This is a genomic window from Cellvibrio sp. ARAG 10.3 (assembly GCF_051846955.1).
Classification (GTDB): Bacteria; Pseudomonadota; Gammaproteobacteria; order Pseudomonadales; family Cellvibrionaceae; genus Cellvibrio.
On the sequence record NZ_JBPYCU010000006.1, the window covers coordinates 227,678 to 243,478 of the forward strand.

At 56.9% G+C, this 15,801-nt stretch carries 9 protein-coding genes; 2 read left to right on the forward strand and 7 right to left on the reverse strand.

The window, feature by feature from the left end:
* Positions 1-29 precede the first annotated feature (29 nt).
* The 7 genes from ACSV5M_RS10440 to ubiE form a co-directional block, all read right to left on the reverse strand.
* Positions 30-1,913 (reverse strand): acetyl-CoA hydrolase/transferase C-terminal domain-containing protein, encoded by a 1,884-nt coding sequence (locus ACSV5M_RS10440; protein WP_439176074.1) that lies wholly within the window; start codon positions 1,911-1,913, stop codon positions 30-32.
* The gene (locus ACSV5M_RS10445; protein ID WP_439176076.1) at positions 1,906-4,020 is read right to left on the reverse strand and encodes a 3-hydroxyacyl-CoA dehydrogenase NAD-binding domain-containing protein; all 2,115 of its coding nucleotides are present in this window, start codon (positions 4,018-4,020) and stop codon (positions 1,906-1,908) included. Before ACSV5M_RS10445 ends, ACSV5M_RS10440 begins: the two co-directional genes overlap by 8 nt.
* A gap of 11 nt (positions 4,021-4,031) precedes the next feature.
* Complete coding sequence (locus tag ACSV5M_RS10450; RefSeq protein WP_439176078.1) at positions 4,032-5,357, reverse strand: acetyl-CoA C-acetyltransferase; 1,326 nt, start codon at positions 5,355-5,357, stop codon at positions 4,032-4,034.
* A 151-nt stretch (positions 5,358-5,508) separates the two neighbouring features.
* A complete protein-coding gene (locus ACSV5M_RS10455) occupies positions 5,509-5,904 on the reverse strand; it encodes a DUF1294 domain-containing protein (protein ID WP_439176080.1) in 396 nt (131 codons plus the stop codon).
* Positions 5,905-6,044: 140 nt separating this feature from the next.
* On the reverse strand, positions 6,045-7,706 hold the full coding sequence (gene ubiB / locus ACSV5M_RS10460; protein ID WP_439176082.1) for a ubiquinone biosynthesis regulatory protein kinase UbiB: 1,662 nt from the start codon (positions 7,704-7,706) through the stop codon (positions 6,045-6,047).
* Between the two features lie 309 nt (positions 7,707-8,015).
* Entirely contained in the window at positions 8,016-8,630 is a 615-nt protein-coding gene (locus ACSV5M_RS10465) for a ubiquinone biosynthesis accessory factor UbiJ (RefSeq protein WP_439176084.1), read from the reverse strand.
* Complete coding sequence (gene ubiE, locus ACSV5M_RS10470) at positions 8,630-9,379, reverse strand: bifunctional demethylmenaquinone methyltransferase/2-methoxy-6-polyprenyl-1,4-benzoquinol methylase UbiE (protein WP_439176086.1); 750 nt, start codon at positions 9,377-9,379, stop codon at positions 8,630-8,632. Before ubiE ends, ACSV5M_RS10465 begins: the two co-directional genes overlap by 1 nt.
* A gap of 89 nt (positions 9,380-9,468) precedes the next feature.
* Between ubiE and ACSV5M_RS10475 the strand changes: the two genes are divergently transcribed.
* Positions 9,469-9,939 (forward strand): helicase, encoded by a 471-nt coding sequence (locus ACSV5M_RS10475; protein WP_439176088.1) that lies wholly within the window; start codon positions 9,469-9,471, stop codon positions 9,937-9,939.
* Between the two features lie 110 nt (positions 9,940-10,049).
* Positions 10,050-15,656, forward strand: a complete 5,607-nt coding sequence (locus ACSV5M_RS10480; protein WP_439176090.1) for an alpha-2-macroglobulin family protein — start codon at positions 10,050-10,052, stop codon at positions 15,654-15,656.
* The last annotated feature ends 145 nt before the right edge of the window (positions 15,657-15,801 follow it).

Below are 15,801 nucleotides of genomic sequence, written 5' to 3' on the forward strand. Positions count from 1 at the left end.
AGGAATGAAGCGAGTTCCGGACATTTGCCTTAATAAGACGTATATAGCGCACCAATCAACAGGCGCCGGTAAAGTCGTAATGTCAATGACGCAGGCGCGTCCAGGTTCATGCGTTGCAGGCAGGCGAGGGCCGTTTTATCCGGCGGTTGCTGCCAGGATTTTTTAATTAGCCCCAACAGTGATCGCCAGGATCCCTGCTGTTCGCTGAGGATTTTCAACGCCGCCGCGAGCCGTTGTTCAGTCGGCGTAAAATCGCTGCCGACAGGAAAGTGGCCGAGAAAACCCCGTGCACGGAGTGGCTCCAGTGCCTGGTGTAAATAGGCCGGCGTGTTGTGTCGGTAGAGCGGGGGAATGTGATAATCCTGCGGAATTTTGCGCGCACGCTTGGCTTGTTGCACCAATGCCGGCTGGAAGCGCGAGTCGGTGATATTGAGCAGCGCAGTGATCACCTCGGCATCGCTTTTGCCACGCAAATCCGCCGCGCCGTATTCGGTCACCACAATGTCGCGCATATGCCGGGGGATGGTGATGTTGCCGTAGGACCAGCAGATATTGGATTGCAGCTTGCCTTTGTGTGTTCGGGTCGCGCGCAGGGTTATGATGGAGCGGGCGTCCGGTAGTGCCTGGGCCTGGGCCACAAAGTTGTGCTGGCCGCCGACACCACTGATGACCTGGCCGTTGTCCAGGCCGTCGGATGCCACGGCACCGGTCAGAGTCGCCATCAGAGCGGAATTGACAAAGCGCGCCTTGACGCGCGCGCGACGTTTTTGCGGTTCGTCGCCATATAGCTCATTGATAAAGGACACCGGCATCATGGCAATCCGGCGGCGGGTAGCGGCGTCCATCTGCTCCAGCATCTGGTAAAAATTCGGGCTGCCCATAAAAAAACCGGCGTGCATCAGATAGCCATCGATAGCGCGTTTGATAACGCCGGCATCAATCAGCGCCAGAAAACCTTCCACCAGCATCTCGCTTAACCCATACAACCCCTCCTGAAAGGGCGCTTCATAACCCGGCAGGGTTTTGCGATTACCCAGCAGGTTGCCCACGCCAGTGCGGAAGATGTCGTTGTCTTGCTGGCGCAGGATCAGCGCGCCGGCGATGGCGTCGCCAATGGAGCCGATGCCGATCTGCAAGGTGCCGCCATCGGGGATCAACCGCGCGACCTGTAAACCGATGGCGTGATCTACCAGGCTGACGGGTTGTTGTGGCGGCTTGAACAGGGAAAAGTGCACCGGGCCGGTATCCAGCAGCAGGTCGAACTCGTCGGTGCGGCGTTCGGCGGCGCCGTGCATAAAGGGCAGGTGGCGGTTGATCTCCCCTACCATCAGGCAGTCTAGTTGGCCCGCCCGGCGCAGATCCAGCAGGTCGGCGGTGATGTCCGGGTTGCTGCTCAAACTGACCTGGGCGGGTAGTTGACCGGAACGATAATCGGCCGGCGGCGCCAGGAGCTGGCCGACCACATTCACCCGCGCATTGAGTAAAAACTGCAAGGCGTAGGTGTAGTTGAGCGAAACATAATCTTGCTGAACCTGTTCATTCCCCAGCCATTTACCCGGTTGTAAAAAGAATTCCTGCACGCGGATATTGCCGGGCAAGGAACCCTGACTGAGCGCCCGCGCATAGGCAAGGCGGGGATAATCGCCAAAGAAACGGTCACGCAAGGGGTCGAGGAAGCGGCGCGCCAACTCGCTGCTGGCAGGCGGCGCCTCCAGCGTCAGGGCGGTAAAGATGGTGAGGGAGATGCTGCGATCAGCCTGGGCGCGCTCGAACAACGCGTTGGCGAACTCGTTGGCTTTGCCTAACCCCAGGGGCAACCCCAGCACGATGCGTTTGCCCACCCGTTCGATCACGGCATCGGCCAGTGCATCAGGATCAGAAAAGCGCGATGGCGGCTGGTTTATCTCATTCATGGCCCTTGCGCCAGCCGGGATCGGGTCGGAAACGCGCGCCGTATTGCTGTTCCAGCACGTCCAGACGGATGGCAATTTCGGCAAAACCATTGCGCCGCGCATAGTGCATCGGCCCGCCACGGAAGGGCGCAAAGCCGGTACCGAACACCATGGCACCGTCAAGGATGTCTTCGTCCGGCACAACGCCGAGCCGCAGGCAGCTCATACAGGCATTGAGCATCGGCAGGATCAGGCGGTTGATGGTGCCATCCGGCGCCTTGGGCACCTCTTTCTTTTTCTGCGCCTTGCCGTCTTGCCACACATACAGTCCCTGGCCGGATTTTTTACCCACATTGCCTTCTTCCACCTTCTGGCGCAGCCAAGCGGGGATGGGCGCCATCTCGGTAGAAAGCTGTTTGCGCAACATATCCGCCACACCGAGACAGATATCCAGGCCAACCTGATCTGCCAGTTCCACCGGACCCACCGGCATGCCGAACTCCTCAGCGGCCCTATCGATGCTTTCTGGTGCAATGCCTTCGTCGAGCATCACCATGGCTTCCAGCAAATAAGGCGTCAGGGCGCGGTTGACCAGGAAGCCCGGTGCGCTGGTGACCGGCGCCGGCAGGCGGCTGATCTTGCCAGTGAAGGCCAGGGCTTTCTGATAGGTGTCTTCGTTGATGCCGCGCTGGCTGACGACCTCTACCAGTTGCATCCTGGCTACCGGGTTGAAGAAGTGCAGCCCAACCAAGCGCTCCGGGTTTTGCAGACCTTCCTTGAGCCGGTCCAGCGGAATACTGGAGGTGTTGGTGGCGAGTATGACGCCGGGTTTGAGCTTGGGCTCAATGGCGCGGTAGACCTTGTGTTTGATAGCGATGTCTTCCGGTACGGCCTCAATCACCACGTCGGCAGTGCGCACGCCCAGATTGTTGAGGTCAGGGATCAAGCGGTCCAGCACGCGCCGCTTTTCTGCTGGCCCCAGGTGCTTGTGATCGCACAGCGCGGCGGTGTTTTTGACCGCGCGGGCGATGGATTCCGGTTTCTGGTCAGACAGGGTTACGGTCATACCCTGTAAGGCACACCAGCCAGCGATGTCGCCGCCCATGGCGCCGGCGCCGACGACGTGCACCCGCTTACAGTGAAAATCCGGCTGTGCTTTGGCGATGCCTTTCATGGTTTCGCGTAGGAAAAACAGGCGAATCAGGTTTTGCGCGGTGTGGCCGGTCAACAGGCGTGCGAACGAACTGACTTCAGCGCGGCGCATGGCTGCACTGTCGCCGCCGTGCCTTTCCCAGAGTTCGATAAGGGCTTCCGGCGCGGGGTAATGATCCGGCGCCGCTTTTTGCGCGGCTTGCTCGCGCATTTTTTTGGCTGCCAACTGTCGTGCCGGTGCACTGTTCAGCAGGCGGGCTTTCAGGCCGGGCTGTTGACGCGGTAACTTGCCTTTAAGCGCGGCATCAAGGGCATTGGCGAGATGGCGCTCCGGCACCAGTGCATCCACCAGCCCCAGCTTTTTGGCCTTGGTGGCGGGCACAGGTTTACCGGTGAGCATCATCGTCATGGCGGCAACCGGATCAATCAGGTGAGTTGCCCGGGCTGTGCCACCCAGACCGGGATGCAAGCCTAATTGCACCTCAGGAAAGCCCAGGCTGGCACCGGGCACTGCCAGGCGATAGCGACAGCAGAGTGCCAGCTCCAGCCCGCCGCCGAAGCAGTTGCCGTGGATCACGGCCACTGTAGGGAAATGCAAGCTGGCGAGGCGGTCCGCCACGGCGTGGGCCGCGTGGAGTTTCTGCTCCACCGACTCGGTGGTTTCCAGGGCGCGAAATTCGCGGATATCAGCGCCCACGCAAAAGTGGTTGTCTTTGGCGGAGCGCAGCACCAGGCCGCGCGGCTTGTTGAGCAACAGCTGATCAAGGATTTGCCCCAGCTCTTCCAATACCGCCTGCGACAGGGAATTGGTCCCCGTGTCTGCCCGGTCGAGTACCAGCCAGGCAATGCCCTGGTCATTGGTGCGCAGGTGCCAGTGCTGCCAGGGATTCACGTCGGGATCAACCAGGTCGCCCCGGCCGAATGGGCCCAGCTGGCGTTCCTGTTGGTAGAGTGTCTGAAGTATGTGGCCGGCCATGGAGGTGCTCCCTAGACTGCTTCAATCAACATGGCGCCGGATTGTCCACCGCCAATACATTCTGTGGCGATGCCACGTTTGAACCCGTTGCGCTGCATGGCATTCATTAGATGCAACACGATCCGGTTACCGCTGGTGCCCACCGGGTGGCCGAGGCTGACGGCGCCGCCGTCGATATTCAGCCGGTTGCGGTCAATCAGGCCCCAGGGTGTATCGCGGCCCAGGGCGGTGCGGCAGAAATCGGGATCGTTGAAGGCCGCCAGGCAAGCGAGCACCTGGGCGGCAAAGGCTTCGTTGAGTTCCCACAGGTCGACGTCATCCAGTCCTAACTGGTTACGCGCCAACAAACTGGAGCAGCTGAGCACCGGACCCAACCCCATAATCGCCGGGTCCAGTGCCGCCCATTCGCTGTCGATGATCATTGCCTTGGGTGTGAGTTGGTATTGCTGGAGCGCCGCTTCCGAAGCCAGCACCAGCCAGGATGCGCCATCGGTAATCTGCGAACTGTTGCCGGCGGTGACCTTGCCATAAGGCGCTTCGAATACCGGTTTCAGTTTGGTGAGGGACTCCAGCGAGCTGTCGGGACGCACACCGTCGTCCTGTTCAAATAATTCCCCCACATCGCTGAAGGCGGGCATGACTTCCTGTTTGAGCCAGCCCTCCTGCTGGGCGCGGGCCAGGCGGTGATGGCTGGACACCGCATACTCATCTGCCTGCAGCCGCGTGATATCGAATAAGTGAGCGATTACTTCGGCGGTTTGTCCCATGTTCAGTTCGGCGATGGGATCGGTGAGGCCGCGTTTCAGGCTGATGACCGGCTTCAGAAAGTGCGGCTTGAAGCCTGCGAGTTGATGCAGTCGCTCGGGAAGGCTTTTGGCCTGCTGGATGCCGGCGAGCCATTTCACCGCCTCGTCCTCCAGCACCATGGGGGCATGGCTCAGGGCCTCTGTGCCGCCGGCGAGGATCAGGTCCGCCGAGCCTTCGCGGATGTAGCGAAACGCGGTATCAACCGACTGCATGCCGGAACCGCAGTTGATCTGTACAGTGAACGCCGGCATGGCTTCACCCATCCCCAGGCGTAACGCCGCGATGCGCGCAGGGTTCATCTCACCGGCCACCACATTGACGCAGCCGAGGATCACCTGGTCAAAAGCATCGGCGGGGATATCGAGGCGTAACAGCAGCGGACGACCACATTGCACCGCCAGATCCACCGGCGAGAAGGGGCCGGGTTTACCGCGGGCTTTCAAAAACGGCGTGCGCGCACCATCCACCAGATACACGGGGCGAGCCGTGTTGCGAGAGGTAGCGGAATCTTGCAGCGATTGGGTCATCATCACATCCTGTTAACCGGGTGCATGTCACGCTGGTAACAGCGCGCAAGAAGGGGCAGTCAAGCGATGCTAGGACGAGGCGCCGGCTATGTCAGTGCTCTAACTAACATGAATCCGATGACAAGCGGGTCGGCGTGATATGGCAGGGGGAACCTTAACGGCCCATCAGGAATTTCAAAACCAGCGCAGAGTAATGACCGCCGGAGAGAAACCAGTCGAACCAGAAGGCGAGGTGCAGGGCGACGATAAACCAGAATAAAAGCTGAAATGAAACCTTGCGGGTTTTGTGACGAAACAATTGTTGCGCAAGCAGCGCACCGGGCCAGCCGCCCAGCAGTGCAAAAAGTTGCAGGGAATTTTCTGTGAAGCGACGCTCACCCTGTTGTGCGCGGCGTTTGTCACTGCGGTAAATAAAAAACGTCGTCAGGCTGAGCAGGCTGTAAATAACCGCGGGCCAGATAAAATCCAGCCGCACCCACATATCCCGCGCGCCGAAGATCGGCAAGGCGCACACCAGGATAAAAAACAAAATTTTAAGATAAACCACCATACACCATCACGTAGGTCGAATTAGGCCGCAGGCCGTAATCCGACAAACAAATCTCCAGGTAATACACGCGTAATTCCAAGTGCAACCCATTTTCCAACACTGCGTTGGCTTACGCTGGCGCTAAGCCAACCTACTAATATTTACCGACGGAACCATAAGGCTGCTACACCGATAGCGGCAAGAATATAACTGCCCACCGGAATATCCGTCTGCGTCACCTCATCCACCGAGCGCACTACCGCATCGCCAATATCGGGCCAGGCTATGGCAATGGCGCCACCGAATGCCAGTAACGCAATGACGGCCCCGCGACGGCGATGGATGCGTTTGCGGTCATTGCGCTCCAGTTGCGCGCGAATGTCCTGCAGTTGTGGCGCGACTTCGCCGAGATTCTGTAATTGTTCCAGGCTGTTAAACACCAGGTGTGGTACCTGCGGAAATTTCTCCATCCACTCCGGTGCGTAGCGTTTTAATTCGCTCCACAAGGTGGTGGGATGGAAACGTTTCTTCAGCCAGCGTTCGAGGAAGGGATGCGCCGTGGTCCAGAGATCCAGGTCCGGATAAAGCTGGCGGCCCAAGCCTTCAATGTTCAGCAGGGTTTTTTGCAGCAACACCAGTTGCGGTTGTACTTCCATATCAAACCGGCGCGCGGTACGGAACAGGCTGATCAACACATGGCCGAAGGAAATATCTTTCAAGGGTTTTTCAAAGATTGGCTCGCACACGGTGCGCACCGCTGCTTCCAATTCTTCCACGCGGGTATGGGCTGGCACCCATCCGCTTTGTACATGCAACTCCGCGACCTGGCGGTAATCCCGGCGGAACATCGCCAGCAGGTTGCGCGCCAGATAATACTGATCTTCCCGCGTCAGCGAGCCAACGATGGCCATATCCACCGCAATATATTGCGGCAACTCAGGATGTTCTTCCGCCACAAAGATATTGCCGGGGTGCATATCCGCATGAAAAAAATTGTGTTCGAACACCTGCGTGAAAAAAATCTCCACGCCGCGTTCGGCCAGTTTTTTCATATTGGTATGCTGCGCATTCAGCGCGGCAAGATCAGTGACCGGAATGCCGTGGATGCGCTCCATTACCAGAATATTGTTGCACGTGTAATCCCAGTAAATTTCCGGCACATACAACAAGGGCGAATTGGCAAAATTGCGCCGCAGCTGCGACGCGTTGGCCGCTTCCCGTTGCAGATCCAACTCGTCAAAGATAGTGATGCGATAATCTTCCACCACCTCCACCGGACGCAGGCGCTTGCCATCGCGGCTGTGTTTTTCCACCAACTGCGCCAGATGCAACAGCAGTTGTACATCCTGCGCGATAATGCGTTCGATACCGGGACGGATAATCTTGATCACCACCCGCTGGCCATTCTTCAATACCGCGCCGTGCACTTGCGCCACCGACGCTGATGCCAGCGGCTCCTGCTCGTACTCCAGAAAAACATCCTCGACCTTCGCACCCAGCGCCAACTCCACCAATGCACGAAATTGATTGGCATCGAAGGGTTTAACATTGTCTTGCAGGTGATTGAGTTCGCGCACAATATCGTCGGAAATTAAATCCGGGCGCGTGGAAAGCAACTGACCGAACTTGATAAAGATCGGCCCCAGATCTTCAAACGCCCGCCGCAAGCGTTCACCGCGATTCAGGGACGGTGTGGGAAATAATTTGCAGGGCAGCAGCAATAACCGAATGCGGAGCGACAATTGTTCCGTCGGCAAAATTTGATCCAGACGATAACGCAGGAAAACGCGCAGGATAGTCAGAAGACGAAGCAATACGATCACGTGAATCCTTTTTAATTAATTTGGGGAGAGGACCGGGTGAAGGCAGGTGAGACACGCCGTGAATACGGCCCCTACGCGCTCCCGGCGCTTCGGGACACTTCCCACATCCCTGTGGGTCGTCCATGTAGGCTCAACACCCGCATCCCTGCGGGTGATGGTCTCACCTACCTTCACCCGATCCTCGGCCACCACCGCGTTCTCATGTAGGTCGAATTAGCCGCGTAGCGGCGTAATCCGACGCGATTTAGGGTGAGGCACAAGTTATAAATATCTGAGTATTTGTCGGATTACGCCTTCGGCTAATCCGACCTACGGTGTCCTGTTCTTTAAAAACTGTTTGATCCGCGCTTCCAAACGATCCGCCTGCAAGCGCAAGTCATCCACATCCTGATAAAACCCTTCCAATTCATTTCTGGAAGGTAAGGTGCCTAATTCTTCGGTCAAAAACTCACTCACTAAACGCTTCACCTCACCGGCACGATCCTGCGTATAACGCGCGCCGCTGCGCAGCATCTGTGCGCCCTGGTGTCCCACCACATCGCCAAGGATTTCCGTCAGTGCTTCTTCCCAGTCGATATCCAGATTCTTCAGCAGGAGCTGCAAATCTACCAGCAACCCGGTGTTTCCCATCACCTCTACACCGCTGTCAGCAAAGGTCGTCTGTTCACTACGAGCCAGGCGCGCCAGGGCGGGCAGGGAGCCGCGCAAGCGGGTGTGAACCTCGCCTTCCCAATGGCCCATCAGGCGAATGCCCGCGTCGTCGGGCGTGAGGTAAACCGTAAATGCCGGCGCGGTGACCTGGATCGCCAGCACCTGATCCGCGAGGTTCGCCAGGGCAATGCGGGTGCCGGGATCATAGCGCAGGGCGGTGTTGATCAGTTTTTCCAGTCCGGCGAGAGCCGCCGTGGAGAGGGTGGCATCCATCAGGGTTTGATCCCTTTATGCAGCGCGACGATGCCGCCGGTCATGTTGTGGTATTCGGTATTTACAAAGCCCGCGTCTTCCATCATGGCTTTCAGGGTTGCCTGGTCCGGGTGCATGCGGATGGATTCGGCGAGGTAGCGGTAGCTGTCGGCGTCGTTGGTAATCAAGCGGCCCATGAGCGGCAGGACCTTGAATGAATAGGTGTCGTACACCTTTTCCAGCAGGCTGTTCTGCGGCTTGGAAAATTCCAGCACCAGCAGGCGACCGCCGGGTTTGAGCACACGCAACATGGCGCGCAGGGCCAGGTCCTTGTCCGTTACATTGCGCAGGCCGAAAGCGATGGTGATGCAATCGAAGGTGTTGTCGGGGAAGGGCAGGTATTGGGCATCGGCCTGGGCAAACTGGATATTGCCCGCCACACCGCGATCAATCAGTCGGTCGCGGCCCACGTTGAGCATGGATTCGTTGATATCCGCCAACACCACCAGACCGTCGCTGCCGACGCGCTTGGCAAACTGGTAACTCAGGTCGCCGGTACCGCCGGCAATGTCGAGCACTTTATGGCCGCTGCGCACCGCCGACACTTCAATGGTGAAGCGCTTCCACAGGCGGTGGATACCGCCGGACATCAGGTCGTTCATCACATCGTACTTGGCGGCGACGGAATGAAACACGTCAGCTACGCGTCCGGCTTTTTCGTCAACGGCAACTTCTTCAAAACCAAAATGGGTGGTTTTTTTCTCGTTCATAGCAAGGTCCAGGGCGGTGAGCGGCGGAGACAAAGGCGGCTATTGTACAATGCCGGAGCGTTTACACCAGCCACGGGGGCGGAAACATCATGGGTGCCATCAGGATCGGCCTGATCATCATGTGCTGGACAGTGTGGGCTGCGCCGACCCTGGCGCAGCTAAATACACTCGCACACTTCACCACCGACGGCTGCAGCATGATGCTCGATGGCCTGCCCGGCGACCTGCCGCGCTGGCGCCACTGCTGTGTGGCCCACGACTTTGACTACTGGCTCGGCGGCACCGAGAAACAGCGCGAGTTATCGGATCGCCGACTGGAACTGTGTATCAACGAAGCGGCCTCGCCCATGCTGGGAAGTTTTGTGTACAGCAATGTCCGCTGGGGCGGCAGCCCCTTCTGGGTCACCACCTACCGCTGGGGTTACGGCTGGCCCTGGTGGGATGCCGTTGTACAGCAACCGCGCGGTTATAAAATCCTCACCAACGACGAGCGACAGCAGGTTGAGGAGTTGTTAGCGGATGCCCAGGCATTGTTAAGGCGGGAACTCAATGCAGAATAAAGCCATATTTTGTGGTGCAACCAAACGATATTCACCACAGTCTGAACCATACTGTTACGCAATCTAAAAATAGACATTCACACTGACACACCACCGACAAGGAATCGGCAATGATGTTACTCACCGCCCGCAGACTGTTTGCGCTGCTAACCCTTCTGTTTGTTGCTACCGCTTGTGATCGCACCACGGATACCCCGCCTGAAGATACGCCCGGTGAAGAGGCCGCGACCTCCGCCTGGGATGCTCATATTGTCGATTACCCGCGGCGCTGGGTGGCGACGGATGCGCCGATGGTGATTCGTTTCAGCCATCCGGTGGTGGATGAAGAAAAACTCAATCAGCCGGTGGACGGCCTGGTGGTATTGAAGCCGGATCATCCGGTGACGGCCGTCTTCACAGCGGTGGATGAACTGCGCATTACCCCCAACACCCGCCTGCCCAATGATCGCCAGTTCACGCTCAGCGTGCGCAATAAACATCTGCAAGGTGTGGATAAAGACATGCCGACGTTCGATGTGCAGGTGCATACCATCAAGCAGGATTTCGATCTGAAGATCGACGGCTTGGTGAGCCAGCAAAACGCGGATGACCGCATGACACTGTCGGGTCAATTGATAACGACCGACAGTGCCGATGCCAGGGCGGTGGAAAAAATTCTGTCGGCGAGCCTCGGTGGAAATACGCTGCCGATGACCTGGCAAGCCCAGGGCGACAACAAAACCTACAGCTTTACCCTCGCTGATATTCCCCGCCGCGCCGAAGCCGGCAGCCTGCGCCTGGAATGGGATGGCAGCGCGATCGGCTCCGACGAAAAAGGTGCGCGCGATATTACGGTGCCGGCGATCAATCAATTTTTGGTCACCCACGCGCGGGTGGTGCGTCACCCGGACATTTATGTAGAAGTTGATTTTTCCGAGCCGCTGGATGCTCGGCAAAATCTACGCGGTCTGGTGCGTCTGGCCAACCAGGATAATGTGCGGGTACAAGTGGACGGCAGTCGCTTGCGCGTTTATCCCGCGCAGCCATTAAATGGTGAAGCGGAGCTCGTGGTGTCATCCATGCTACGCAGTAGCCAGCAAAAAAATCTCCCGGAGGATTATCACCATACCTTGATGATGGCGGTGGCCAAACCCGGCGTAAATTTTACAGGCAACAGCAGTATCCTGCCGCCGGCTTCACAAATCTCTGTGCCCTTTGAAGCCGTGGGCGTGGATTCGGTGCAGGTGATTGCGTTTAAAGTTTACGCAAATAACATCGGCCAGTTTTTACAGCGCTACAACCTGGCCACGGATGTGGCCGATACCAGTACCGGCCGATATTTGTGGCGTAAAACCTACCGCCTGCCGGATATTCCGCGCGAAGCCAGTCAGCGTTTCAACCTCGACCTGACCGACTTGATGGCGCAACACCCGGACGGTTTAGTGCGGCTGGAATTGCGTGTGGATCGCAGCAATGCCATCTACGAATGCGAAAGCGAGCGGCCAGCGGAACCCACCACGGCCATGCCGGAAAATTACGATGGATTGGATTACTACGCCCGCGAACAGGAGCCGGATTGGTATCGTCAATATTACGAATCCAGTGGTTACTGGAATTACAGTGAACGCAACAATCCTTGTCACGATGCCTATTACGCCTACGGCGATAATGTCAGCAGTGGCCGCACTTTTATGGTGTCCAATATCGGCATCATGGCCAAGCGTGGTACCGGCAATACCCTGCATGTGATTACCACCGGATTAAATGATGCGGCGCCTTTGGCGAACACCGATATCAAGGTATTCAACTATCAGCAGCAAGTGATCGGCTCCGCTAAAACGGATCGCTACGGAATGACCGAGGTCACCACCGACGGCACGCCTTTTTATGTCACTGCAGAGCGTGATAAAAAAATGGGCTTTTTACGCGTGCCACGCAACGAAGCCTTACCCACCAATCAATTTGATGTGGCCGGTGAAAATGTTAAAGGCGGGTTAAAAGGTTTTATCTACGGCGAGCGCGATGTCTGGCGCCCCGGCGACGATATCTTTCTGACGTTTATCTTGCAGGACAAAGAACAACGCCTGCCGGCGGACCACCCGGTCAAGCTGGATTTATTTGATCCGCGCGGCAACAAAGTGGCCAGCCTTACCAATGTACAACCGGTCAATAATTTCTACAGCTTTCAATTACGCACTGAAGAAAATGCACCCACCGGCAATTGGCGAGTGGTGGTCCATGTAGGCAACCGCTATTTCGATAAAATCCTTAAGGTTGAAACCATTACACCAAACCGTCTGAAAGTGGATTTAACACTTGATCAAACGCCCTTGCGTTTATCGGCTATGCCTGCACAGGTTAACCTGTTCGGACAATGGTTACACGGCGCGGTGGCTAATCAGTTGAAGGCGGATGCCGAAGTAAAACTCAGTACAAAAGTCACACGTTTTGATGGCTTCGATCAGTTCAGCTTTGATGATCCGGCGCGCAGTTTTGAAGGCAGTTCGCAAAAAGTGTTTGACGGAAAATTAAATGCCCAAGGGCGTGCGCAATTTTCCTTGAATGTACCGGTGGAGTCGCCGCCGCCTGGCATGTTGTCCGCTACCTTTGTTACGCGCGTGTTTGAAGATAGCGGCAATTTCAGCACCACACTGCGCCGTTTTGATTTGTTGCCCTACGATAACTGGGTCGGTGTAATGGTGCCCAAGGGCGACGGTTATCAAGATGCGATCAGTCGCGATTCGGATCACGAGGTGACCTTTGTGAGCCTCGGGCGCGACGGCAAGGCAATCGCCAATCGCGCGCTGAATGTCACCGTGTATGAAATCGGCTGGCGCTGGTGGTGGGATCAGGACAGTGAAGATCTCGCCAGTTATGTGGGTAATCAAAACCATACGCCGGTAAGCCAGGCAAAACTCACCACGGACAGTCATGGCCGCGCGCGTTGGACGTTGGCGAAAAATACCTATGAATGGGGCCGCCATTTAATTCGCGTATGCGACGCGCAGGGCGATCATTGTGCCGGACAAATTGTGTACCTCGGCTGGAGCTGGAGCGAGCAAAAAAATCCTGATTCCGCTACACAGTTGATGTTGACCACCGATAAAGAAAATTATCGGGTGGGCGATACAGCGGTAGTCCGCTTACCGCAAAGTCAACAGGGCCGGGTATTGCTCAGCCTTGAAAACGGTAGCCGTGTGCTTGAGCATCGCTGGCTCGATCTTAAACCGGATCAGGCCGAGATTCGCATCCCGATTACCGCCGAGATGGCACCCAACACTTACGTAAATCTTGCCTTGTTGCTGCCGCACCAGGCGCGTGAGAGCGATGCACCCATGCGTCTTTACGGCATAGTGCCGCTGTTGGTGGAAGACCCGGCCACGCAATTGCAACCGCAAGTTGATGTGCCGGACGAGGTGCGACCGGAAACAGAATTTACCGTGAGCGTGAGTGAAAAAAATCAACGCGCCATGACCTACACCCTGGCGATTGTGGATGAAGGTTTGTTGGGACTGACCGGCTTCACTGTGCCCAAAGCCCATCAACATTTTTATCGCCGCGAAGCACTGGGCGTGATGACCTGGGACTTATTTGATCAGGTGGTGGGTGCGTATGGCGCGTCCCTGGAGCGCGTGCTGGCCATCGGTGGCAGTGATGCCGATCAGGACGCAGACAACAAACGCCGTGAACGTCGCTTTCCGCCCATCGTGAAATTTATGGGACCCTTTACGCTGGAGGCAAAGGCTAGCCGCGCACACAAGGTGACCTTGCCACCCTACATGGGCGCCGTGCGCGTGATGGTGGTGGCGGGCGATGAAGGTGAAGTCAACGCCTACGGCAGTGCGGAAAAATCCGTGACGGTAACGCAGCCGGTTGTCCTGTTTGCCACACTGCCGCGGGTGGTTGGCCCGGGTGAAGCGGTGACACTGCCGGTCAATGTATTTGTCAGTGATGCAGCGATTAAATCCGTCGATATTGCGGTTGAGGCCAATGACATCTTTACCGTGATCGACAAACAGGCCGCACTGGCGTTCGACAACCCCGGCGATGCGATTGCGAGCCTGCGCCTGAAGGTGAATGATCGTATCGGTAAAGGTCGTGTCATGATTACCGCGCGTAGCGGTGATGAAATGGCACAACAGGAAATCTTTATCGAATCGCGCGCGGCCAATCCACCGTCGGTGATCTGGGAAAGCAAATTACTCGCGCCCGGTGAAACCTGGCAATCTCCGTTAACGCCCCACGGCATGGCCGGTACCAATCAAACCACACTGGAAGTCGGTACCCTGCCACCGCTGAATCTGGAAAAACGGCTGGATTATTTAATTGGTTACCCCCACGGTTGTCTTGAACAAACGGTGTCGGCGGCGTTTCCGCAATTGCGTCTGGCAAGCCTTGTCGCATTGACTGATGCACAGACAGCCGACATCGAAAAAAATGTGCGCGCCGCGATTAATAAACTGGCGAGTTTCCAGCAGGGCAACGGCGGTTTCAGTTATTGGCCGGGCGCGAGTTACGTCAACGATTGGGCTTCGAGCTATGCGGGCCATTTCCTGTTGGAGGCCAAACGTGTCGGTCATGCGGTGCCCACCGGTTTGTTGGATCAATGGATCAATTACCAGCGCGACCTGGCAAGAAATTATCGCGGCCAACAGCAGGATTACGATGCCACCGTAGCGGCTTACCGGTTGTACACGTTAGCCCTGGCAGACAAAGCCGAGTTGCCGGCGATGAATCGCCTGCGCGAACAACTGCGTCGCCCCACCGACCATCGCTACAACATCACCGCCATGCGTTTATTGTCGTTGACCTATCAACACATGGGTTTAAAAGATGCGGCGACGGATGTGCTGGCCAATGTGGGTGACCAGGTGCCGAACTATGAAGTCTCCGGCTATACCTACGGGTCGGAATTGCGCGACCGCAGTGTCATGCTGATTACCCGTGTGCGTAATGATCAAGCAAAAGACGATGCGACCTGGCAGCTGGCGGAAAGCATTGCGAGCGAATTATCCAGCGGCAATTGGTACAGCACGCAAAGTCTCGCGTGGGCCTTGTTGGCCATGAGTGAATTTGCGCAGCACACCGGCGCGGGCGATGACTTGCGGTTTGCGATTGATACCAATGGTAAGTGGCAAAACATCCAGGCCACGGAAACCTTTTATCGGCAGGCGTTGGAACAGAGCCAGTTACAGGTACGCAACGACGACGATCACAACCTGCGGGTGCTGGTCAGTAATCGCGGCATTCCGGCCAATCTGGAAGAAGCGGCGAGCCGTCATGGATTAAATATCGCGGTGGATTTTATGACGGTGGATAACCAGCCGTTGTCCGTTGAATCCTTGCCGCAGGGAACAGATTTTATTGCCGAAGTCACAGTGAGTGCCGACTTTGCCGCATTGCCGGTCAGTCGGGTGGAGGATATTGCACTCACGCTAGTCATGCCCAGTGGCTGGCAAATTCGCAATGAACGCCTGGAAGGCGCGCAGCTGCCGCAGGGGCTGGATTACATGGATATTCGCGACGACCGCGTATTGAGTTATTTCAGCCTCTGGCGCGATTACTATTGGTCATACCGCTACAATGACCGCAATCAAACCAGCGTGACTGTGCGGGTAATATTGAATGCATCCTATGCCGGCAAGTTTTATCTGCCGGCCTGGCAAGCCAACGCCATGTACGATGAAAAAATTCACGCGAAGACCAAAGGGTATTGGGTGGAGGTTGTAGCGGAGTAGGTTTTTAGGAGTAGCTTTTTGATTGAGGCTTTCTGAGCAAGGGCGATGTCGGGTTACGCGGCTCCGCCGCTAACCCGACCTTGTATCTCTCTGAAGAAGTTGATTAGCTACCAACTTCAACACCCGAGCCGGGTGAATGCGTATC